Origin of the sequence: Bradyrhizobium sp. KBS0727, from assembly GCF_005937885.2 — a bacterium.
Taxonomy (GTDB): Bacteria; Pseudomonadota; Alphaproteobacteria; order Rhizobiales; family Xanthobacteraceae; genus Bradyrhizobium.
In genome coordinates, this window is the sequence record NZ_CP042176.1 from 7,006,396 (window position 1) to 7,029,027 (window position 22,632).

Genomic DNA, 22,632 nt, shown 5'->3' on the forward strand with positions numbered 1-22,632 from the left:
CTGCGCTTCGCGCATCCCGGAATGACAGTCTGGCCTCACGCCACCAGCGCGTTCCCCGCCGTCGGCCTCTCGCCGCGCTGCGCCTTCAACAGGCTGACGATCTCGACATTGGGCCGTGCGCGGCTGAACAGAAAGCCCTGCCCTTCGTGGCAGCCTTCGTTGCGCAGGCAGCTTAGTTCGGCTTCGGTTTCGACGCCTTCGGCCGTGATCGTGACCCCGAGGCCCTTGCCGAGGCTGATGATCGAGCGAACGATCGCCTGGGCATCGGGATTGGCGGCGAGATCGCGGACGAACGACTGGTCGATCTTGATCTTGTCGAACGGAAAGCTGCGCAGATAGCTCAGGCTGGAATAGCCGGTGCCGAAATCGTCCATCGAAATGCGCACCCCGAGCGACCGCAACGCATGCAGTGTCGCCAGCACCTGGTCGCTCTTCTCGAGCAGCAGCGTTTCGGTGATCTCGAGTTCCAGCCGCGTCGGCGGCAGGCCGGATTGCTTCAGCGTATCCATCACCACCGACAACAGATTGCCGATGCGGAACTGCAGCGGCGACAGATTGACCGCGACGCGTACGTCGTCAGGCCATTGTGCGGCATCCATGCAGGCGCGGCGCAGCATCAGCCCGCCGACCGCGTTGATCAGGCCGGTCTCTTCGGCCACCGGGATGAACTCGGCGGGTGAAATCATGCCGCGCTCGGAATGCGGCCAGCGCACCAGCGCCTCGAAGCCGGTGATACGTCCGGTCGAAAGGTCGACCAGCGGTTGGTAGTACGGCCGCAGCACATCGTTGTGGATCGCTTCGCGCAGGTCGATCTCGATCTTGCGCCGGGTCTGGGCCCGGGCATCCATCTCGGCTTCGAAGAAGCTGAACGTGCCGCGCGAGTCGTTCTTGGCGCGTGACAAGGCCATGTCGGCGTTCTTCAGGAGTTTGTCGGACTCGTCACCGTCGCCGGGCGACACCGCAATGCCGATGCTGGCGCCGATCACGACGGAATGACCGTCCAGCAGATAGGGGTCACCGATCGCCTCCAGCAGCCGCTTCGCGAGCAGCACCGCGTCCTCGGGACGTGCCACGCCACTCTGGACGATCGCGAATTCGTCGGAGTTGAGCCGGGCCACCGTGTCTTCCTCGCGCAGCGTCGACTTCAATCGTTTGGCGACGCCGCGCAGGAGCTTGTCGCCGACACCGTGGCCGAGCGTATCGTTGACCGCCTTGAAATTGTCGAGGCCGAGCACCAGCACCGCGACTTTCTCGGCGCTGCGTCGCGTGTGCAGCAGGATATCGTCCATCTGCTGCCGCAGCAGGGAGCGGTTCGGCAGCCCGGTCAATCCGTCATGCTGGGCCATGAAGGCCAGCCGCGCCTCGGCACGCTTGCGCTCGGTGATGTCCATCAACGCCAGCAGGATGGCAGGCTTGTCGCCGTAAACGAGTTGGCGCGAATAGATCGCAAGGTCGATCAGGGTGCCGTCAGCCCTGACATGTTTCCAGGTTCGCGCGTTCTGCTCGTCGCTGGAGCGTTCGCCGCTCCACGGCAGTTCGGGATCGAACGCCTGCAGATTGCGAATCGTCAGCCTTTCGAACTCTTGACGGCTATAGCCATAGTGCTCGATCGCGGCGTCGTTGATGCCGAGAATCCGCTCGCCGTCGAGCGCGCAGACGATCATCGGAACCGGGTTGCTGTCGAACAGCAGCCGGAATGAAGCCTCGCGCTGCTTCAGTTCGGTGATATCGACGCGCAGGCCGATCACACCACCGCCCTCGGTCAGCCGCTCGTCGATCAGGATGACGCGGCCGTCGGCCAGCGTCTGCTCGTGCCGCTCGCCGGGCTGGTATAGCTTCCTGAGCCGGTCGGCGATCCACGCCTCCTCGCGGCCAATCGCTTCGGGATAATCGCCCCGCTTGACGCCGATGCGGATGGTGTCTTCCAGCCGCGCGCCGCGCTCGAACAGGTCCGAACTGCGGCTGTAGATCTCCGCATATTTCTTGTTCCAGAGAATGTAACGGCCTTCGGCGTCGAGAAACACGACGCCCTGCGGCAGGATGTCGATCGCCTCGCGCAACATCTCATCGGATTTGCGCGCATCCGCAATCGCGGCCTCGACCTCGACGCGCTTGCGCGCGATCTCGCCGATCTCGGCACGAACGCGGCGGCTGCCGACGCGTTGCGGGCCGGGTTTTGCCGGCCGGCCGAACAAGCGGGCGCGCGCCGGCCGTTTCGGCTTGCTCGCTGTTCTTGGCTTCTTGTTCGGCATTGCTGCGCCCCACCGCGTTCTTGCGTGCCATGTTCTCCGATAAGTATCTGAAAAATTGGTATCTCTTGCCGATCCGCCAATTCGGCGCCCGGGTTCCGCATGCCTGTTAAAAGGGCTTGTTCGCGCGGGGCGTGTGTCATTGCACGGAACAAGTGAAAATAAACATGGCAAAACTGCGAGCCACGCATGATGGGAATGCAATGCTTGCCGGATTGCACAACGAATGCGCGAAACGGCGCGCGTACGCATGAATATTTGCCAATGATCGACAGGGTTATCGGACGGTTAAGACGGCGGCCGCCGACACCCAGCTTTGATTGACGTCGAACCCAAGAGCCTCAAGCGATTGCGATTGGCGCGCTTGTCCCGTCTCGCTTGTTTCATGTTACGTTCGGGCAGATAGAGTGATCCGATGACCCGCCGCCTGATTCTGATCCCGCTCCTGATCGCGATCGCCGTCGTCAATGCCGCTGCCGCGCGGGCGCAGGACAAGGGCACGCTCGACGCCAAACCGCTGCCGCCGCTCGCCAACCCCAACGATCCCAAGATCGGCGCCAAGGAACTGTTCGGCCGCAAGGTGCTGCCGGCGGCGATGCCGACGCGCGTGCTCGGATTTTACGCGCATGGCTGCATCGCGGGCGCGGAAGCGCTGCCCATCAACGGCAAAACCTGGCAGGTGATGCGGTTGTCGCGCAATCGCTATTACGCGCATCCCGACATGGTCGAACTGCTGAAGCGGCTTTCCGAAAAGGCGCACAAGGATGCCGGCTGGCCCGGGATCCTGGTCGGCGACATGTCGCAGCCGCGCGGCGGCCCGATGTTCACCGGCCACGCCAGCCACCAGGTCGGGCTGGATGCCGACATTTGGCTGACGCCGATGCCGAACCGGACATTGTCGCGCAACGAGCGCGAGGAAATGTCGGCGGTGATGATGGTGCGCAACGACCGGCTCGACGTCGATACCAGGGTGTTTACGCCGGGCCATCTCGCCGTGATCCGCGCCGCCGCGCTGGAGCCGACCGTGCAGCGGATCTTCGTCAATGCCGCGATCAAGAAGGCGCTGTGCCGCGAGGCCAAGGGCGACCGGCACTGGCTCTCCAAGGTACGGCCGATGTACGGCCACGACTATCATTTCCATATCCGCATCAAATGCCCGCCCGGCAGCGGCGCCGAATGCGAGAGCCAACCCGATCCGTCGGAAAGCGAGGGCTGCAGCACCGGCGATCTGGCCTACTGGTTCAAGGATTCGGTGCTCCATCCCAAACCGCCGCCGAAGCCGCCCAAGCCCAAGCCGCCGATGACGATGGCGGCGCTGCCGGCCGCCTGCAAGGCGGTGCTGGCCGCGCCCGACGCCAAGCAATAGCCGCTCCGGCAGGCTATTCTCGCCGCCGCGAAATGCGCTAGAGCCCGGTTCTGATTGAATCAGAACGGGGCTCTGCTCTTTTGTTTTGACGCGTTTTCTTCACGCGAACCGGTTTCCACTTCGCTCGAAAACGCTATAGTATCCGATATCGCGGCGCCGTAAGCGCGCGTCACACCGGGGACGACGGTCCCGAAATCTCATCGAACCAATCAGGCAGCAACGTGCGGCATGCCCGCGCGTCTGGCCTCGTGAGGACCGTCATGCGCATCAGTGCACGCAATCAGATCAAGGGCGCCGTTATCGAAGTCAAGAAGGGCGCCACCACCTCGCATGTCCGCGTCGATATCGGCAACGGCCAGATCATCACCTCTTCGATCACCAACGAGGCGGTCGACGAGCTCGGCATCAAGACCGGCGGCAAGGCCACTGTCGTGATCAAAGCCTCCGACGTCATGATCGCGGTGGACTGACATGCGTACGGCCCTCCTCCTCTCGCTGGCACTGTTCGGCGCCGCCCCCGCGTGGGCGGCGGAGGAACCGAGCGGCTGCGACAAGTTCAAATGGCCGATCGAGCGCGCGCGGGCGGCGCTGACGGCGCCGGATCGCGCCAGGCTCGCGTCGGGCGGCGAACTTGCGGCCTTGCCCGCCACCGGCCTGACGCTGGCGCTGGTCGCGTCCGCCGACGCCAGGCTGCCGACGCCGCCCGAGCGGGCGCCCAAGGAAGGCACCTTTGCCGGCTTCGCCAGCATCAAGACGGCGCCCAAGGCGGGCCTCTACACGGTCAGCCTGTCCTCGGGCGGTTGGGTCGACGTGGTGCAGGACGGCCACTCCCTGAAGCCCAGGGCGTTCAGCGGCGTCACCGACTGCGACGGCATCCGCAAGACCATGAAATACGAGCTTTCGGCGAGCCCGTTCGTGCTGCAGGTCAGCGGCAGCAAGGACAATTCGATCTCGATCGCGGTCCTGCCGACCGAATAGTGACCGCCGGATAGACCAACGGTCACCTTTACCCGGTCCGTCAGCCTGCTATTGTCGGCCCTTGACGATAATCCGATCGGCCGTAAGCCGTCGGATCGGCTGGAACGGCGCTTCCGCCTGTCGCATCCCTGACCGACCAACGCCTGATTTGCGGCGCGCCAACGGCGCGGCTCGCGATCTCGCACGGAGCGCCCTCATGTCTCGTCTCGCCGGAATTGCGACCGCCTTTGTCATCCTGCTCGGGGCAGCGTATTCGCCCGCCTCCGCCCAGGACAAAACCCTGACGGTCTTCGCCGCAGCCTCGATGAAGAACGCGCTCGACGACATCGACGCGGCCTATACCGCGAAGACCGGCGTCAAGGTCACCGTGAGCTATGCCGCCAGTTCCGCGCTCGCCAAGCAGATCGAGCAGGGTGCGCCGGCCGACGTCTTCATTTCCGCCGATACCGACTGGATGGACTACGCGATCGGAAAGAAGAACATCAACGAGCCGACCCGCGTCAACCTGCTCGGCAACAGCATCGTGCTGATCGCGCCGAAGGATTCCAGGATCGACCATGTGAACATCGGAGCCGGCTTCGATCTCGCCAAACTTGCCGGTGACGGCAGGATCGCCACCGGCGACGTCAAGGCCGTGCCGGTCGGCAAATACGCCAAGGCGGCGCTGGAGAGACTGGGCGCGTGGCAGGCGGCCGAATCCAAATTCGCGATGGCCGACAGCGTGCGCGCCGCACTGACGCTGGTGGCGCGCGGCGAAGCCGGTCTCGGCATCGTCTATTCCACCGATGCCAAGGTCGAACCCGGCGTCAAGATCGTCGGCACCTTTCCGGCCGATTCCCATCCGGCGATCATCTATCCGGTGGCGGCGACGACCACCGCGAAGCCGGAGACCTCGGATTATCTCGCTTTCCTGCGCTCGACCGCGGCAAAGACCGTCCTCGAGAAATATGGCTTCAAGTTCCTGGTCAGCCCCTCAACCTGATGTCCGAGATCTCGCCGGCCGAATGGACGGCCATCCTGCTGTCATTGCGGGTCGCCGTGATTGCGACCTTGGTAGCGACGCCGTTCGGCATTGCGCTGGCGTGGCTGCTGGCGCGGCGGGATTTTTGGGGCAAGTCGGTCGTCGACGCTGCGATCCATCTGCCGCTGGTGCTGCCACCGGTTGTCACGGGTTACCTGCTGCTGCTGACGTTCGGCCGCCGCGGCCTCGTCGGTGCATGGCTGGCCGATCATCTCGGCATCGTGTTCGCGTTCCGCTGGACCGGAGCCGCGCTCGCCTGCGGCGTGATGTCGTTCCCGCTTTTGGTGCGGCCGATCCGGCTCTCGATCGAGGCGATCGATCGCCGGCTGGAACAGGCCGCCGGCACGCTCGGCGCGGCGCCCTGGCAGGTGTTTGCGACCGTGACCTTGCCACTGGCGTTGCCCGGCGTGCTGGCCGGCATGGTGCTCGGCTTTGCCAAGGCGATCGGCGAGTTCGGCGCCACCATCACCTTCGTCTCCAATATCCCGGGCGAAACCCAGACCATCTCATCGGCCATCTATTCGCTGATCCAGACCCCCGACGGCGACAGCGCCGCGGCCCGGCTGGTGATCATCTCCATCGTGATCGCGATGGGCGCCTTGATCGCATCCGAATGGTTTGCGCGGCGCGCCCTGCGGCGCCTGCACGGGAACTGACCATGCTGCGCGTCGACATCACCAAGCAACTCGGCGAATTCTCGCTTCAGGCTTCGTTCGAAAGCCAGGGCCGCGTCACCGGCCTGTTCGGCGCCTCCGGCGCCGGCAAGACCTCGCTGATCAACATCATCGCAGGGCTGCTGCGACCCGACCGCGGCACGATCGCGCTCGACGGCGATGTGCTCGACGACACCGCCACGCGCGTGCACGTGCCGCCGCACCGGCGCCGGATCGGTTATGTATTCCAGGATGCACGGTTGTTTCCGCATCTCGATGTCCGGCAAAATCTCGACTACGGCCGGCGCATGAACCGCCTCACCGCGGATCCGGCGCAGCACAGGCGCGTCACCGAGCTGCTCGATATCGGACATCTGCTGGACCGCCGCCCCGGCCGGCTCTCCGGCGGCGAACGCCAGCGCGTGGCGCTCGGTCGCGCGCTGTTGTCGAAGCCGCGGCTGCTGCTGCTGGACGAGCCGCTGGGCTCGCTCGACGAGGGCCGCAAGGTCGAGATCCTGCCCTATCTGGTGCGTCTGCGCGACGAAGGCATACCGATGGTCTATGTCAGCCACGACGCGGCGGAGCTGCGCCAGCTCGCCACGCAAATCGTGATGCTACAGCGCGGACGGGTGACAGCGCTCGGCGGGGTCAAGGTATTGGCGTAACGGCCACCTTCAGCCGCAGTGCATGCTATGGCCTTCGGTAGAGGCATCCGGGAGAGCCCGCAGGCTGTCGGGCCGCGCCATAGTTGCGCTGTAAACCCGTGGAAGCCTTCTCGAAAATACCGAACGGTACAAACGGGAGAGCAATGCCATGGAAGACGTCGAACGGCGCGTAATCGGCAAGGTGATGCGGCGGCTGATACCGTTTCTGATCCTGTGCTATTTCGTTGCCTATCTCGATCGCGTCAATGTCAGTTTCGCCAAGCTGCACATGAACCAGGCGCTTGGCTTCAGCGAGGCGGCCTTCGGACTGGGCGCCGGACTTTTCTTCATTGCCTATTTTCTGTTTGAGGTGCCTTCGAACATTTTTCTGGAGCGGGTCGGCGCGCGGGTCTGGATCGCACGCATCATGATCTCCTGGGGGATCGTCTCGGCCGCGTTCGCCTTCATCCCGTCGATATCAGGCGTCACCGGAACGTCGAACGAAACGGTTTTCTATACGCTTCGCTTGTTGCTTGGTGCATGCGAGGCCGGTTTCTTTCCCGGCATCATCTTCTATCTGACCCTGTGGTTCCCGGCAGTCTATCGCGCGCGCGTCATCAGCTTCTTCATGCTGGCGATCCCGATTTCATCCATCGTCGGCGCGCCGATCTCCGGAATGCTGCTGAACCTGAGCGGCTGGGGACTGGAAGGCTGGCAGTGGCTGTTCGTTCTGGAAGCGTTGCCATCGGTCCTGGTGGGGCTCGGCGTGTTGTTCTATCTCACCGATTTTCCGCGTCAGGCGAGCTGGCTGCAAAAGGACGAGATTGCGTGGCTGGAGAACGTGCAGGCAACCGAGAAACAGAACAAGGAGAGAATCGAACATCTTTCACTATTTCAGGCACTCACCGATGTCCGCATCCTGCTCTGCGCCCTGGTGTATTTCTGCCTCAATGCGGCGAGCTACGGCGTCGCGTTCTTTCTGCCGACCATCATCAAGAACTTTGGCGTGAGCGATACCCAGACCGGACTGCTGGCTGCGTTGCCCTTTATCTTCGGCGGCGTCGGCATGGTGCTGCTCGGTCGGCATTCGGACCGCACGATGGAACGGAAAGGCCACGTCGCGGCGGCGCTGCTGATGGCGGCGATCGGAATCGGATTGTCAGGGCTGGTATCGAATCCCGTCGTCGTCATGGCGTTGCTTTGCTTTGCGCAGATCGGCGTCTCCGCGGTGCCGGCGATGTTCTGGCCGCTACCGGCAAGCTTCCTGACCGGAGCGTCGGCCGCTGCCGGGATCGCGGCGATCAACTCGCTCGGCAACCTCTCGGGCTTCGCCGGTCCGTTTGCGATGGGCTACCTGAAGGATCTGACCGGCAACTTCACGGTCGGCCTGCTCCTGCTCGCCGGATGCGCGGTCGTTGGCGCAGCCGTGGTCATGAGCCTGCGCATCGACGTGCGGCGCGAGCAGGCATCGGGTGAGGTCGCGCTGGCGCACTAGGCCTTGAAAGGCCCAGCCGTCGCCGCCGCCTATTCCGGGACGACCCGCACTGCGCCGCGGGCGGCGCTCGTGGTCAGCGCTGCGTAGGCCTTCAGCGCCATCGTGATCTTGCGGCTGCGCTTCTTGGCGGGCTTCCAGGCATCCGCGCCGCGGGCCAGCATGGCTTCGCGCCGCTTCGCCAAGGTGGCGTCGTCGACCATGAGGCTGATCGAACGCGCGGGGATATCGATCTTGATGAGATCGCCGTCCTCGACGAGGCCGATCAAGCCGCCTTCGGCGGCTTCCGGCGAGAGATGCCCGATCGACAGTCCCGATGAGCCGCCGGAGAAGCGGCCGTCGGTGACGAGCGCGCAGACTTTGCCGAGGCCCTTCGATTTGAGATAGCTGGTCGGATACAGCATCTCCTGCATGCCGGGACCGCCGCGCGGGCCTTCATAGCGGACCACGACGACGTCGCCCGGCTTGATCTTGTTGCCCAGGATGGCTTCGACCGCGGCGTCCTGGCTTTCGAAGATCCGCGCCGGGCCCTCGAACTTCAAGATGCTCTCGTCGACGCCGGCGGTCTTCACGATGCAGCCGTCGAGGGCGATATTGCCCGACAGCACCGCGAGGCCGCCATCCTTGGAATAGGCATGTGCGAGGTCGCGGATGCAGCCGGTCTCGCGGTCGGTGTCGAGTTCCTCGAACCGGCGCTCCTGGCTGAAGGCCACCTGCGTCGGCACGTTGCCGGGTGCGGCCATGAAGAATTTGCGGACGCTTTCGCTCTTGGTCTGCTTGACGTCCCAGCGGGCCAGCGCGTCTTCCAGCGACTTGGCGTGAACCATCGGCAGACCGCGATTGAGCAGACCTGCGCGATCGAGTTCGCCGAGGATCGCCATCACGCCGCCGGCGCGATGCACGTCTTCCAGATGCACGTCGGCCACCGACGGCGCCACCTTGCACAGCACCGGCACCCGGCGCGACAGCCGGTCGATATCCTGCATCGTGAACGGCACCTCGCCTTCGTAGGCCGCCGCCAGCAGATGCAGCACCGTGTTGGTCGATCCGCCCATGGCGATATCGAGCGTCATGGCGTTCTCGAACGCCTTGAAGCTGGCGATGGCCCGCGGCAGCGCGGTTTCATCGTTCTGCTCGTAATAGCGGCGCGCCAGATCGACGATCAGGTGACCGGCCTCGACGAACAGACCCCTGCGGTCGGCATGCGTCGCCAGCACCGAGCCGTTGCCGGGCAAAGCAAGCCCCAGCGCCTCGGTGAGGCAGTTCATGGAATTGGCCGTGAACATGCCGGAGCACGAGCCGCAGGTCGGACAGGCCGAGCGCTCGATGGTCTCGACGTCGGCGTCACTGACGTTGGGGTCGGCCGCCGCAACCATGGCGTCGATCAGATCGACTGCCCGGATCTTGCCCTTGAGGTTGACCTTGCCGGATTCCATCGGCCCGCCCGAGACGAACACGGTCGGGATGTTGAGCCGCAGCGCCGCCATCAGCATGCCGGGGGTGATCTTGTCGCAGTTGGAGATGCACACCATCGCATCCGCGCAATGCGCGTTGACCATGTACTCGACGCTGTCGGCGATGATCTCGCGCGACGGCAGGCTGTAGAGCATGCCGTCATGGCCCATGGCGATGCCGTCATCCACCGCGATGGTGTTGAATTCCTTGGCGACGCCGCCGGCGGTCTCGATCTCGCGCGCGACGAGCTGGCCGAGGTCCTTGAGATGGACGTGGCCGGGCACGAACTGGGTGAACGAATTGACCACGGCAATGATCGGCTTGCCGAAATCCTCGTTCTTCATGCCGGTGGCACGCCAGAGGCCGCGGGCGCCCGCCATGTTGCGGCCGTGGGTCGTGGTTCGGGAGCGGTAGGCGGGCATGGCGTGTCCTCTTGGAAGCGGTAAATTCGCGGGCGCGAACGTCTTTTAGACGGTGAATTCGATCGGTTAAACGCGCCCCGGCGCAGGGGCGCTATGCGCGCACCCCGGCGGGACAAGGCCCTGAAAAGGCGGGCCCATTGAGGGGTGATACAGGTCGGGAGTTGCGGGTTCAAGCCGGGGCTCCGGCGTCCAATGGTCACCTTAGGGGTAAGCGGGAAGTTCAGGCAATTTGCGCATCGGCGGTCGCGATCAGGCCCTTGGGAACCAGCAGGATGGCCGGAAGCATCAGCGCATAGACGACGGTGATGGCGATGACGCAGACGTCGAAGCTGCCGAAATGATCATAGAGGTGGGTGCCGAGCAGATCGCCAAACCGCGAGACCACGAAATAGAGGCTGCTGGCCAGCATCAGCGTCGTGCCCTGCAACCCCCTGGGGCATGAGCGCATGATCAGATCCAGGTAGGCGCCGGTGGCAATGCCGCCCATCAGCCCGATCGGCACCGCAGCGATCAAGGCACCCGTCACCGAGTGAATCAACAGCAATGGCACCATCTGCGGGACGGCGATCACGGTTCCCCACACCAGCAGCGTCTTCAGCGCAAACTTCCGGCACAGAATTCCGTAGATGATGAAGGTCGGAATGAAGGAGGCAGCGAAGATCGCATTCCATTGGCCCCATTGCGCGTCCGAAGCGTGCAGGGCGTTCTGCAGGTGATACTGCAGCGGCGTCACCGAGCCCGGCGCAAAATTCCACAACAGCCAGATCAGCATCGCCGGATAGATCGGCCAGTGCCGCACCAGCCTCTTGAGATCAGCGATCGGATGCCGCTCGTCGCCGTGTTCGATGCGGACATTGTCGAACACGTCGCCCGGCCGCCACAGCGCATAAGCGGCGACGGTGAACATGATCGCAGCGCCCACCAGAAACAGGATACGGACGGCCTGATCGGAGCCTATCTCTTCGAGCAGCCCGCTCAGCGCGCCGCCGGCAAGCAAGGCCGCGAAGGTCGGGATCGACAGGAACACGTTCCACGCCGCGCTGATCTGCCCGGTCATCGCATGCTGCTGGCCGATCACGGCCGTCAATCCGTTCTGGGCGCTGGAGACGAACAGGAACGAGACGGTGAGAACGATCACCGCGACCAGCAGCGTCAGGTAGCTGATCGGGCTGAAGGCGAAAAACACATAGAGCAGCGCGCTGATGCCGCCGAACAGCAGCATGAATCCGCGGTCCCGCATCCCGAACGGATTCCAGATGTCGCGGAGGAAGCCGAAGGCGAAAGCGAGGTAGAGCGGGATCGCTGACATCAGCCGGAAGCCGGCGACCTCATGGGCCTGCAGATGCAGCTTGTTCTTCAACAGGAAGCTGATGGGAATATCGATCAGACCTCCGGCGGGACTGCCGAAGGCCAGCAGGACGATCAGGATGCCGAGGTAGAGAATGATTTTCCGCCGGGCCTGGCGCGACAGGGCCGTGGGCACGACGGCGACGTCCGCCGATATCGTTTCGACACGGTCGATCGCCGTCATGGCGCGTGTCTCCGCAGCAAGCGGCGACCCGTAGCGTGATTTTTGCCTGCCATCTAGACAATTTCACGCGCGCGCAGGTCCGCGATCGCGCTCTTGTCATAGCCGAGCGAGGCCAGCACCTCCTCGGTGTGGGCGCTGAGCGCGGGCGCCATGCGCTCGAGCCGGCCGCCGCCATGGGCAAGCTGAAAACCGCTGCCGGCGAACCGCAACCGGCCGTAGGGTGTATCGATCTCCTGGATGGCGCCGCGCGCGGCGATTTGCGGGTGATCGATCACTTCCTCGACCTTCCAGATGCTGGCGCAGGGAGCGCCCGCGGCATCCAGGATCTTCTCCCACTCGCGCGGGTCTTTCTTCGCAAGCGCTTCCTCGATGATGGCCCGCAGCGCCGGCTCGTTTTCCTGGCGGGCGAACCAGTCGACAAAGCGCGGGTCTTCCAGCGCATCGGCACGGCCGAGCGCGGTCATCAAGCCGCGATACTGCTTCTCGCTGTTGACCGCGAGCAGCAGATAGCCGTCACCCGCCTTGAACAGGTTGGCGGTCGGCCGGCGGCTCACGGCCTGGTTGCCGGAGAGTTGCTGGCGATGGCCGGCGACCGAGTAGTCCGCGACCTGCCCGGAGAGAAACGCCAGCGTCGCCTCCAGCATGGAGACATCGACCAACTGCCCCTTGCCGGTATGGGTGCGCTGGAACAGCGCGCTCGATACGCCGAACGCAGCCGTCGCGCCCGACAGCACGTCGCAGACCGCAAAGCCGGCGCGGGTCGGCCCGGTCGCCTCGTGGCCGGTGATCGACATGATCCCCGACAAGGCCTGGATCTTGCCGTCATAGCCGGCGCCCAATCGTTCCGGGCCGGTCTGGCCGAAGCCCGAGATCGCGCAATAGATCAGCCGCGGATTGATCGCCGAAAGGTCTTTGTAGCCGATGCCGAGCTTGTCCATCACGCCGGGGCGGAAATTCTCCATCACCACGTCGGCCTGCGCGGCGAGCTGCTTGACGATGGTGATCGCCTCTTCCTTCTGCAGGTCGAGCGTCAGGCTGCGCTTGTTGCCGTTGATCGCCTGCCACCCCGGCGCGAGGCCACGCTCGGCCCATTCGCGGCTCAAGGGCGTGCGGCGCATGTCCTCGCCCTCGCGCCGCTCCACCTTGATGACGTCGGCCCCGAGCAGCGCAAGCTGGTAGCTCGCATAGGGGCCGGCCAGCACCTGCGTGAAGTCGAGAATCTTCACGCCTTCGAACGGTCGGGTCACGCTGTCCTCCTGATTTTCTTCTTCCCCTCTCCCCTTGTGGGAGAGGGTGGCTTCGCGAAGCGAAGACGGGTGAGGGGTATTTCTCCGCGAACACCGAGTGCGCGGTGAGATACCCCTTATCCGGCGCTTCGCGCCACCTTCTCCCGTCCCAACTCGGGTATACCCGAGTTGGGCATACGAATATGTCGAAGTCGGATAAATCCGACTTCGATGGGAGAAGGCAGAGAGCCGCCGCCTCACGCCGCCCGGTTGCCGCGCGCAATCTCTTTCTGCTTGTCGAACTCGGCCCGGCGCCGCGCCAGTTCTTCCGGACTCATCTGCGCGACGTTGTTGTAGTCGAGCTTCCACGAGGCATCCTCGCTCCAGCGCAGCGGCGACTGCATCGTAGTGCGCGCGCCGGACGCGGACTCCAGCAGGCCCAGCGCCAGCTCGAGCGTCAGCGCCTGCGACTCGACGTCATCAGGCTTGCCGGCGGAGTTGCCGAGCGGGAAATCGTTGAACAGGAAGCGCGGCACCGCGGCGTGCTCGATGATATCCTTGGCGCAGCCCATCACCACCGTGGCAATGCCGTTGGCTTCGAGATGACGCGCCACCAGCGCAGAAGTCTGGTGACAGACCGGGCAGTTCGGCACGATCACGGCGACGTCGACGTTGTCGGCGAGGCAGCGCGCGAGGATTTCCGGCGCGTCGACATCGATGGTGACGCGATGGCTGCGGTTGGTCGGCGCGCCGAAAAAGCGCGGCGCCACCTCGCCGATCCGCCCCGCTTCTTTCGCCTTCAGAAGCTGCGGCAGCGGAAACCAGGTGCCGCTGTCGGTCGCTGACGTGTGCTTGCGGTCGTAACCGATATGCGAGATGCGCAGATCGTGCGGCTTCGACGTATCGCCGTCATAGACCTGGTAGAATTTGGCGCCGCCGTTATAGGCAGCACCCGGGCCCTGATCGCCCTTGGTGGGATCATATTGCGCCGCCGTGGTGATGATGGTGACGCGCGACTGCGCCAGCGGCTTCCTCAGCGGCTGGAACGGCGCATCGATATAGTGCGCCCAGCGATAGGGCGTGGTGTAGCCGATCGCGGTGTAATAGTCGCGGGTCCGCTGCATATAGGGAACCGGAGCATCGTAATCGGGCGCGAAGCCGAGCTGGTCGTCGAGGGGGCCGGACATTTGCTGTCTCTCCTGCGTTTCCACCGTGGGGCCGCCGGGCGGCCTCTTGGCTAAGCTAGTGATAGTCCGCGGTTTGCTCAACAGCGGAAATAGCAACCCGGCCCTCCGCAGCGTCATTCCGGGGCTGTGCGCAGCATCGAACCGGAATCCCGTCATTGCTTGTAGCCCGGATGAGCGCAGCGATATCCGGGGCGGTGTCAGAGTGGTCCCGGATGTCGCTACGCTCATCCGGGCTACGAAGCTCGTTACAAATACGACTTCACAAATACGACTTCGCGGTCTCGCGGCGAGATGCGCCCGGAGTTTTGCTGGAAATCCTTGCCCTCCCCAAAATCAGAGGGCGCAGGGAAAGCCGGGTACACGCTGTACCCGCGGTCTCGCGTGCAATAGATGCATAAGAACGCGCACACGAGCATACAGGTTCAGCGGAGGCACTCCGACTTTCCCTGCGCAATGGCTTTACGGCTTACTTCGTGCTCACCCCGGCGAACGGGCTTTGTTGTCACCGTCGCTTTCGGATGGTTTCGAAAGCTTGATGCCAGCGTCGCGGCATCAGGTCCACACGACTTCACCGTACGCAATTGCCACGCTCGTCAGTCGCAGCCTTCGCGTCCACCGCTCCCTGCCCCTCGTTTGCGACGATGGCCGACGCCCCTTGTGTCCGCGAAATCTGCCAGAATGTGCGAACGGGCGGTTCTCGCAAAACCGCCCGTCGCTGGAACTGAGCCCGTGACGCCCCAAAGGCGGCAGAGCCTGAGATCAGAGCAAGGGACAGCTCCGGTGGTCTTCCTCAACCCGAATAGTTGCAAGGGCTTCGAGCCCGAACCGAGCAAGGAAGGGAGTAGAAGATGGCACAAAACGACCTCGTTGTCGTCGGTATTGACGTGGCCAAAGACAAGGTGGATGCCTGCATTCGCAGATTCACGTTGCGGCAAACGTTCCCGAACACCGCACAAGGTCATCGCAAGCTGGTTGCCTGGCTGAGAAGATACCAAGTGGGCAAGGCGGTGATGGAGGCAAGCGGCGGCTACGAGCTGGAATGGCGCAACGTGCTGCACAAAGCCGGCATCGAGGTGCGGATCGTCGATCCCAGGCGGGTCCGCAGCTTTGCGCAGTCGGCCGGACGCTTGGCGAAGAACGATCCGATCGACGCGGAGATGATCGCCTGGTTTGCCGAGACGTTCAGCCAGGCGCCGGGCCAGACCCCTGATGCCGCGCGTGAGGAACTCGCGGCGCTGGCGAAAGCGCGCACGGCCCTGGTCGACGTCAAGATCCGCCTGCAGGCTCAGGACGAGCATGCGGCCCCAGAACCGGCCCGGAAGGCTTATGCGCGTGTCTTGAAGAACCTCGCCGCCGAAATGGACAAGCTCGAGGCCGCAATCTCTGCCAAGGTCAAGGCCACACCGGAGTTTGCCGAGCGTGCCGAGATCATCGAGAGTGTTCCGGGCCTCGCGCACGTGACGTCCGCGATCCTCATTGCAGGAATGCCCGAGCTCGGACAGGTCAGCGACGAGGTCGCCGCCGCCCTGATCGGCGTTGCCCCTTACGACGATGATAGCGGCAAGCGGCGCGGCGAGCGCTACATCAAGGGCGGGCGCCGCTGGGTGCGAAACGCATTCTACATGCCCTGTCTCGGCGCAGCTACGCAGTGTAATCCGGTGCTCAAGGCCTTCTATCAGCGTCTGCTTGCCAAGGGAAAGGAGCCCAAGGTTGCGCTCGTCGCCTGCATGCGCAAGCTGATCATCATTCTCAACACGATGCTCGCACGCCGCCAGAAATGGAATCCCGGCCGTCACGCCACGGGTTGACTGCGCGAGCGCACTTACTGCGCTCGGTCTCCGACCGTGCGCATGGAAAGCCAACAGACCGACGAGCGGGCGGGGTCAAGGCCGTAGCCGCCGAAGGCGGGGGCGCGTCAGCGCCAGCCTTGAGGCCGCCCGATCGCCGGGCTACTTCTCAGCATGGTTGCTCGGGTGGGACAGGATGGCGGGAGTTGAACACCTGATTTGCCCGACGACGCAAATGGAATATTTTTGCGCGGAGGGCTGGACAGACTTTTAGGTGATTTGCCCGACGGGTTATTTTGTCGCATCCTTGCAGGAAATTTGCGCTTGCGCGGGACGCGAAACAGTCCCCGACGAAGACCGGAATCGGGAGGCCAACCAATGGTCCGCATCGCAGTGATTGTATTGGGAGTGCTTCTGTCTTTTGGGGCAAATGCGCAGAGCCTGAGACTGAAAAATTATCTACAACCGGAAAACGACAGGATCCGCATCCTCAATGAAGTCTATCTGGCGGGCGCGATCGACGCACTAACGGCCTACAACATGGCAGCCCCCACCAAACTGTTCTGCAAAGAGGGCGGACTTGTCAGCCACGAGGAGGCGGCTCATTTGATGACGGACTGGGCCGAGAAGCAGACGAAGATGCCAGACGACACGCTCATCGTCATTCCGCTGCTTCTTCTTCTGAAAAAGACCTATCCTTGTCCCTAGCCACCATCCGTTGCACCGCTTTGCGTCCCCTGATCCCGGCGGCAGATTGCCGGAATTACGTTGACAGCGATGGGTTGAGCCCTCGAAACCCATCGCTTCGATAAGAGCACAACGCGCAGATTGCGGAGTTGATGGAGCTCAGCCCAGCCTACGAGCTAGCGCTGACTGAGCCGCAGGGCTTATGGGTATTGAGCGAGTGCCCGTGCAAGCACCCTTCATGTTTCTGGGCGAAGGCAAGCAAGCCCATGATCATCAAAGCAACCACGACAAGTCCGGCGACGAGGTTCTCTGTCATGACTACCACTCCCGGGTTAGCTCACTACGTAGTGGGCGGCCGCGCATCCAAGGATGATGAACATAGTGGGCGCAGCCGTCAACGTGCTGCAAGACCGATCGAGCCCGGTCGACCGGAACTAGGGTGACTGCACTTAACCCCCCTCGTCAAAATGGTCGCCCGAAGATGCGGAATTTGGTCCGCTATCGGCGCATGCCGGAATTACGGCGACACAGCGCGCATAGGACGCAAAGTTGCTGACGTCGGCAAACCGATCGATCGGACCGGTTTCCAGAAGAATGACGGTGGCGAGCGTCTGGCCGATGCCCGGCACGCTAGTTAACAAGCCGTATTGCGGTCGGGGCTTGACGCGTTCTTGTAGGCGCTTCTCCAGAACCTCGACCTGTGACTGCAGTGTCGCGATGACGGCAACGTTGGCCTTGATTGCCAAGCCTACATCCGCCGCCAGTGGCAGGCTGTCGATCGTATCGTCGGTCAGCCGCTTGATCTGATTGCTGGTCATCCGCCCACCGAGCTGCCTGGCCATGATGTTTTCCACCGCCAGGACATGTGCCGTGCATGACTGCACCAGCTGCATGCGCTTGCGCGCCAGATCGCGCACGACGCGATGCTCCCTCGGCAGGATCGTACCCGTCGGCAGGATTCCCAATCGCAGCAGGTGCGCAAGGTGCTGCGCATCGGTCTCATCGCCGCTGTGCTTCAGTCCTTCGTACTGCTTGATCGCCGCCGTGTTGGCGAGATGCACGTGGAAGTCCGCATCCCGCAAACCGTCGACCAGCCAATACCAGTTGTAGGTCGACTCGACCACCACGCCGGCCAATTCGTCTTGCCATCGAGCCAGAAAGCCTACGATCTTCGCGATGTCGTTGGGCAGGCGCTTCTGCGCCACAACCCGATCAGCATCGTCGATAATCGCGACGACGCTGTTGTTCGAATGCAGATCAATTCCGCTATACATCATCTTCGCCTCCTCGTCGCCAAAAGTGATTCGTTGATTGCGAATTCACCTTAGCTCCACCGCCTTCTTGGTCGCGAAGGCCGGCTAGATGATCTTCAGTGCACTTAGTTTATTGATCCTGCCTGTGCGCGCCTTATCGCGCAGAGCGAACTTATAGAAGGGAGCGGGCGAGGACATTTAGTGCGCGGTCACCGTAATCCCTGTTACCGCCGTCCTGGTCGCTTGAGTTCGGCGACCTCATATTTTTGGCCGGCAGCCAGGCTGCTACAATACCACCAGATTTCATTGTTTCTCCAGCCCACAAAAAGTCCGTGGTCCCTGCACTCATAGTAGGTTTTGAAGTTGCGCACGTTTCTGCACGTGGGCGAGAAAATGTCGGCAGACCCGGAGCATCCATTCCAGGGGGCGTTGCCGTACTTGAAGCTTGTTTGGCAACCATCGGTGCAATTACTGGTGGTTCTCTCAAGCTCGGCAAGCTTCGCCATTGTTGAATTTGGCGCAGGCGGTGGTGTTTGCGTGAGTGGTTGAACGGGCTTTTGAGGGGCTGGCTGAGTAGCTGGCAGAGTTTGGCGAGACGCACCTGTGTTTGCCGCCTGCCTATGTGGCCTCGCCGATTGCTTCGGCGCGACGACCGTGATGCTGGGAAGCGTTGCGACAGAGCCTGTTGCGGTTTGCGACACGGCCGTGTCGCTCAGGCCGCCCAGCAACGCAGTTGACAAGATAGCGACGGCTAAGGGCGCAACAAAGGTTGACGACAATCTCATGACGACGTCCTCCCGGATCCGGGACAGACATGCCATCCCAACGAATGCACGGCACAACCTAGCCGGGATTTCCAAATTAGGCCACTGAGGATCGCAAAGATATCTGCCGACGACGCGCCGTCGACAAGAAGACATTGACCGCCAACCTGAGGCCGTTGCGATGTCAGCTACAGGACACCGCGTCGTTTCGCTGCGAGGCTCGCGCCTTAAACCCCAGCGACCGAAGACCAAATCTCCGCCAGCTTGCGCCTGAACTTTTTGATTACGGTGACAGCACTTAATTGATTGGTCGTGCCTGTGCGCGCCTTATCGCAGACCGAACTTATAGAAGGGACCGGGCGAGGATATTTATCGAGGATATTTATAGAGTGCACAGTAATCTCTTAATCTCGATTTCAACCCTTGCGGGGTGACGCCGCCGCCTGGCCGACACCGATCTGCATCAGGTCTCGGCCAATCACGAGTTCGCCAGAGAAGCCTTTGCCTGCAGGTAGCAATTGTTCGCGTGTAGCGTTGCCGGGCACTATGTGGCTGAGGACAAGTTTTTTGACGCCTGCCGCTTCAGCTATTGCTCCAACCTCTTCGACCGGCGTATGGGCGCTTAGCAGATGTGCTAACAGGCCCTCATCGGCGGCCGAACGCGGCTTCGGGAAACGACGGAGGATCTCACTCGTCACAATGACCTCGTGAACGAGAACGTCTGCGCCTTTTGCGAGCTTGATCAAATTCTCACTCCGCGCCGTATCGCCGGAGAATACGATTGACCCATCATCAGTGTCGAAGCGATAGGCGAATGCAGGCCAGACCGGGGCGTGTTCCACCAGGGTTGCGGAAACGCGAACGCGATCGTCTTCGAAGAATTTGAACGGCTCCATCGGGGGAGAAGGAGTTTCATTGGGCGATTTGAAACCGGCAATTGGCGGAATATCGATGTCGTGCACATCGACTACCGCTTCGAGATTCGGTTTCCCGTTGTCGCGCATTCGGTCATTCAAATCCGTCGCGAAAGCCTGATAGAGATAGCCCGTCATATCCTTGGTGCCGGGCGTCGGGTTTTCGGGATTGATGATTGGCACAGTCGGAATCGGAGCGCCGGGCGGTGAAAAAACAGGCGCCATCTGGCCTCGCCGCCCCGGGCCAAAGACCTTAAAGGGGGAGGATCGGCGGTCGAGTCCCTGGAACAATCCGAACAACAACAGATTCGCATAGTCGACTGTATGATCGGAATGGAGGTGGGTCAGGAAGAGCGCTCTCACGTCGTCGTTCATAACACGGATGCTCGCTGGCGATATCGCTTGTCGAAGGCGTTTCCCGACGCCCTCGCCGCAGTCCACGAGATAGTAAGCGTCACCAACTGCCACGAGCGACGAAATTCCGCATTGGTCCGAATTCAGCCACCAGGAAGGACCGCCTGAAGTGCCCAGCAGGATGAGCTTGGTCCACGAATTGCCGGCATCTCCCGATAATTGTGCAACCTGAATTCGTGTATCGATGCTGCGGTCGCCCGCGACGGCGGAGTTCATCATGGGCGCAATTAGGCTCACGGCGCTTCCCGCGATGAAGCCACGACGCGTAAGCGCTTGTCGAGCGGCGTTTCCGATCAGGTTGCTCATTTGCCCCCCTAGGCAGCTTCACAAGAAGTGGCTCTCGCGAATTCAGTGGATCAGAGAGCCGGTCAGGTGGCAATGGCCGGCGAGGCCGATCTCAACCCATTTGGTTTGAACGGAGAGGTGAGCCAGCCGACGGTCAAATCGGCGTTTCTGTACCAAAGAGACCCGCCGCCGCTGTGCCCACATGTCCGCTAGCAACTGCCGGACCTGACAGGCCGTCCGCCGGGGAGATTTATGGGGGCACGGCCTAATTGGGTGCACTGACTGCCCGCTTTAATGAGACACGCTGATCGCTGTGACGGCGCAGTTGCGCAGCCTCCTCCATGAGGTCACGCCCTAAACCCCCGCCACCGACGACCATATCTCCGCCAGCTTGCGCCTGAAGGCCTGCGCACGCGTCAGGGGCACGGTCTCTTCCTCATCCTCGGGCAGGCGGAGGCCGACGACGTTGACGCGGCCGCCGCCGATGCTGCGCGCCACCAGCACGATGGGATCAAGCACGAGCTCGGCGCCTTCCTTCGGTGCATAATCGAGATGAATGTCGAAATAGTCCGCCAGCGTCAGCTTCGCCTGGTCATCGGGGACAGCGACACCGTAGATCTCGGCCAGTTCGCCGAGCGTGTGATCGCCCAGGACCACGAAATCGCCGAGCAGATGCGGATCGGGCGCCGCGCTCGGGGCCATGTCGACAAAGAAGCGATCCAGCGCCCCGGCCTTTTCCGGCGGCGCCAGCAGGTAAAGGTAGTCGCCGGCCGCGACCGGATCAGCCTCGGTCGGCGTCAGAATCCGCTGGTCACGGATCACCAGCGTCGGCTTCGACCAGGACGGAATCAGACCGCGCCGGAAATACAGGCTTTTTGCCCGCACCGGATAGCCGACCAGTTGCTGCTCGAGCTGGCCCGGCAGATCCAGTTCGACACGCCGCGGCCCGCGCTCGGCGCGCGGCAGCGCCACGTGCAGGCGCCGCGCCGCCGGCGCCAGCGTCCAGCCCTGCAGCAACAGCGAGATGATGACGACGACAAAGGCGACGTCGAAATAGAGATAGGCTTTCGACAACCCCACCAGCATCGGGATCGAGGCCAGGAAGATCGCGACCGCCCCGCGCAGGCCGGTCCAGGCGATGAAGACTTTCTCCCGCCAGTTGAACTTGAACGGCGCGAGGCACAGGAAAACCGCGACCGGACGGGCAACCAGCATCAGCGCGAACGCGACGATGACCGCGGCGCCGGCGCTGCTCAGCAGGCGATGCGGCGACACCAGCAGCCCGAGCAGAACGAACATCACGATCTGCGCCAGCCAGGTCGCGGCATCGAGGAACGTCACCACCGAATTATGCGCCCGCGTCGGCCGGTTGCCGATGATGATCCCGGCGAGATAGACCGCGAGAAAGCCCGACGCATGCCCGATCTGCGCCGCGCCGAAAATCACCAGCGCCGCCGTCGTGACAAAGGGCGCATGCAATCCCTGCGGCAGCGCCACCCGATTGAGCGCCAGCACGACCAGCCGTCCGCCGATCACCCCCATGACCGCGCCCAGCAAGGCTTCGCGGGCAAATTCCAGCGCAATATGCGCGAGCGAGCTTTCGCCGCTCGAAATGTATTCGACCAGCATCAGGGTCAGGAAGATGGCGAACGGATCGTTGGTGCCGGATTCGGCCTCCAGCGTCGCGCCGACGCGGGGACGCAGCCGCAAGCCCTGGGTATGCACCAGCAGGAACACCGCCGCGGCATCGGTGGAAGCGACCACCGCGCCGACCAGCGAGGCTTCGGTCCAGTTGAGATCGAGCACATATTTGGCGACCGGCGCCGTGATCAGCGCGGTCAGGAGCACGCCGATCGTCGCCAGCACCACCGAGGGCGCCAGCACGGTGCGGATGCTCTGAAACCGGGTTTTCAGGCCGCCATCGAACAGGATCAACGCCAGCGCCACCGATCCCACCAGATAGGTGGTGCGGACGTCGTCGAACTGCAGGTGGCCGGGGCCGGAATCGCCCGCCAGCATGCCGATCAGCAGAAATACCAGCAGCAGCGGCGCGCCGAACCGCAGCGCGAGCAGGCTCGACAGGATTCCGGCCATCACCAGAATCGCGCCGAGAAAGACCGCTATGCTGACCGAGTCCAGCGACGCCATGAATTCTTACAGCCCTTCGGGTCTCACAAATCATTGCAAATACTTGCACTTGCATCCTTATCGTTGCCACACTTCGACGCCAACCCATTTCTCGCGGGAGCGGCAAAGTGCCCGATTTTAATGGCCTAACTCACATTGCCGGCATGTCGTATCGAT

The 22,632-nt window shown here is 63.0% G+C and carries 18 protein-coding genes; 9 read left to right on the forward strand and 9 right to left on the reverse strand.

What is annotated here, in order from left to right:
• Nucleotides 1-35: 35 nt before the first annotated feature.
• Nucleotides 36-2,252: a bifunctional diguanylate cyclase/phosphodiesterase gene (locus FFI89_RS32775; protein WP_138831582.1), complete on the reverse strand. Its 2,217-nt coding sequence runs from the start codon at nucleotides 2,250-2,252 to the stop codon at nucleotides 36-38.
• Between the two features lie 412 nt (nucleotides 2,253-2,664).
• Between FFI89_RS32775 and mepA the strand changes: the two genes are divergently transcribed.
• From mepA to FFI89_RS32810, 7 genes are all read left to right on the forward strand, one after another.
• Nucleotides 2,665-3,615, forward strand: a complete 951-nt coding sequence (gene mepA, locus FFI89_RS32780; RefSeq protein WP_138831583.1) for a penicillin-insensitive murein endopeptidase — start codon at nucleotides 2,665-2,667, stop codon at nucleotides 3,613-3,615.
• A 260-nt stretch (nucleotides 3,616-3,875) separates the two neighbouring features.
• Nucleotides 3,876-4,085, forward strand: coding sequence for a molybdopterin-binding protein (locus FFI89_RS32785; protein ID WP_138831584.1), 210 nt, complete (start codon nucleotides 3,876-3,878; stop codon nucleotides 4,083-4,085).
• A gap of 1 nt (nucleotide 4,086) precedes the next feature.
• Nucleotides 4,087-4,593 carry a hypothetical protein gene (locus tag FFI89_RS32790; RefSeq protein WP_138831585.1) on the forward strand — a complete coding sequence of 169 codons (507 nt, stop codon included), beginning with the start codon at nucleotides 4,087-4,089 and terminating at the stop codon, nucleotides 4,591-4,593.
• 196 nt (nucleotides 4,594-4,789) lie between these two features.
• Complete coding sequence (modA, locus tag FFI89_RS32795; protein ID WP_138831586.1) at nucleotides 4,790-5,575, forward strand: molybdate ABC transporter substrate-binding protein; 786 nt, start codon at nucleotides 4,790-4,792, stop codon at nucleotides 5,573-5,575.
• Nucleotides 5,575-6,270, forward strand: coding sequence for a molybdate ABC transporter permease subunit (gene modB, locus FFI89_RS32800; RefSeq protein ID WP_138831587.1), 696 nt, complete (start codon nucleotides 5,575-5,577; stop codon nucleotides 6,268-6,270). The genes modA and modB overlap by 1 nt, the downstream gene beginning before the upstream one ends.
• Nucleotides 6,271-6,272: 2 nt before the next feature.
• A complete protein-coding gene (modC, locus tag FFI89_RS32805; RefSeq protein ID WP_138831588.1) occupies nucleotides 6,273-6,932 on the forward strand; it encodes a molybdenum ABC transporter ATP-binding protein in 660 nt (219 codons plus the stop codon).
• 148 nt (nucleotides 6,933-7,080) lie between these two features.
• Nucleotides 7,081-8,406, forward strand: a complete 1,326-nt coding sequence (locus tag FFI89_RS32810; protein WP_138831589.1) for an MFS transporter — start codon at nucleotides 7,081-7,083, stop codon at nucleotides 8,404-8,406.
• A 29-nt stretch (nucleotides 8,407-8,435) separates the two neighbouring features.
• On the opposite strand, the gene ilvD is transcribed toward FFI89_RS32810, so the two are convergent.
• From ilvD to FFI89_RS32830, 4 genes are all read right to left on the reverse strand, one after another.
• The gene (gene ilvD / locus FFI89_RS32815; RefSeq protein ID WP_138831590.1) at nucleotides 8,436-10,280 is read right to left on the reverse strand and encodes a dihydroxy-acid dehydratase; all 1,845 of its coding nucleotides are present in this window, start codon (nucleotides 10,278-10,280) and stop codon (nucleotides 8,436-8,438) included.
• Nucleotides 10,281-10,500: 220 nt separating this feature from the next.
• On the reverse strand, nucleotides 10,501-11,811 hold the full coding sequence (locus tag FFI89_RS32820; protein ID WP_138831591.1) for an MFS transporter: 1,311 nt from the start codon (nucleotides 11,809-11,811) through the stop codon (nucleotides 10,501-10,503).
• A gap of 53 nt (nucleotides 11,812-11,864) precedes the next feature.
• Nucleotides 11,865-13,058: a CaiB/BaiF CoA-transferase family protein gene (locus tag FFI89_RS32825; protein ID WP_138831592.1), complete on the reverse strand. Its 1,194-nt coding sequence runs from the start codon at nucleotides 13,056-13,058 to the stop codon at nucleotides 11,865-11,867.
• A 236-nt stretch (nucleotides 13,059-13,294) separates the two neighbouring features.
• Entirely contained in the window at nucleotides 13,295-14,224 is a 930-nt protein-coding gene (locus FFI89_RS32830) for a glycine reductase (protein ID WP_138831593.1), read from the reverse strand.
• Between the two features lie 848 nt (nucleotides 14,225-15,072).
• Here FFI89_RS32830 and FFI89_RS32835 point away from each other — a divergent pair.
• The gene (locus FFI89_RS32835) at nucleotides 15,073-16,032 is read left to right on the forward strand and encodes an IS110 family transposase (RefSeq protein WP_138831594.1); all 960 of its coding nucleotides are present in this window, start codon (nucleotides 15,073-15,075) and stop codon (nucleotides 16,030-16,032) included.
• Nucleotides 16,033-16,389: 357 nt separating this feature from the next.
• Nucleotides 16,390-16,719 carry a hypothetical protein gene (locus FFI89_RS32840; protein WP_138831595.1) on the forward strand — a complete coding sequence of 110 codons (330 nt, stop codon included), beginning with the start codon at nucleotides 16,390-16,392 and terminating at the stop codon, nucleotides 16,717-16,719.
• A gap of 148 nt (nucleotides 16,720-16,867) precedes the next feature.
• On the opposite strand, the gene FFI89_RS34645 is transcribed toward FFI89_RS32840, so the two are convergent.
• The 4 genes from FFI89_RS34645 to FFI89_RS32860 form a co-directional block, all read right to left on the reverse strand.
• Nucleotides 16,868-17,014 (reverse strand): hypothetical protein, encoded by a 147-nt coding sequence (locus FFI89_RS34645; protein WP_168213125.1) that lies wholly within the window; start codon nucleotides 17,012-17,014, stop codon nucleotides 16,868-16,870.
• Between the two features lie 133 nt (nucleotides 17,015-17,147).
• Nucleotides 17,148-17,903, reverse strand: a complete 756-nt coding sequence (locus FFI89_RS32845) for a transposase (protein WP_246669323.1) — start codon at nucleotides 17,901-17,903, stop codon at nucleotides 17,148-17,150.
• A gap of 1,228 nt (nucleotides 17,904-19,131) precedes the next feature.
• The gene (locus FFI89_RS32855; RefSeq protein WP_138831597.1) at nucleotides 19,132-20,349 is read right to left on the reverse strand and encodes an MBL fold metallo-hydrolase; all 1,218 of its coding nucleotides are present in this window, start codon (nucleotides 20,347-20,349) and stop codon (nucleotides 19,132-19,134) included.
• A 333-nt stretch (nucleotides 20,350-20,682) separates the two neighbouring features.
• Nucleotides 20,683-22,476 carry a potassium/proton antiporter gene (locus FFI89_RS32860; protein ID WP_138831598.1) on the reverse strand — a complete coding sequence of 598 codons (1,794 nt, stop codon included), beginning with the start codon at nucleotides 22,474-22,476 and terminating at the stop codon, nucleotides 20,683-20,685.
• Nucleotides 22,477-22,632: the final 156 nt, after the last annotated feature.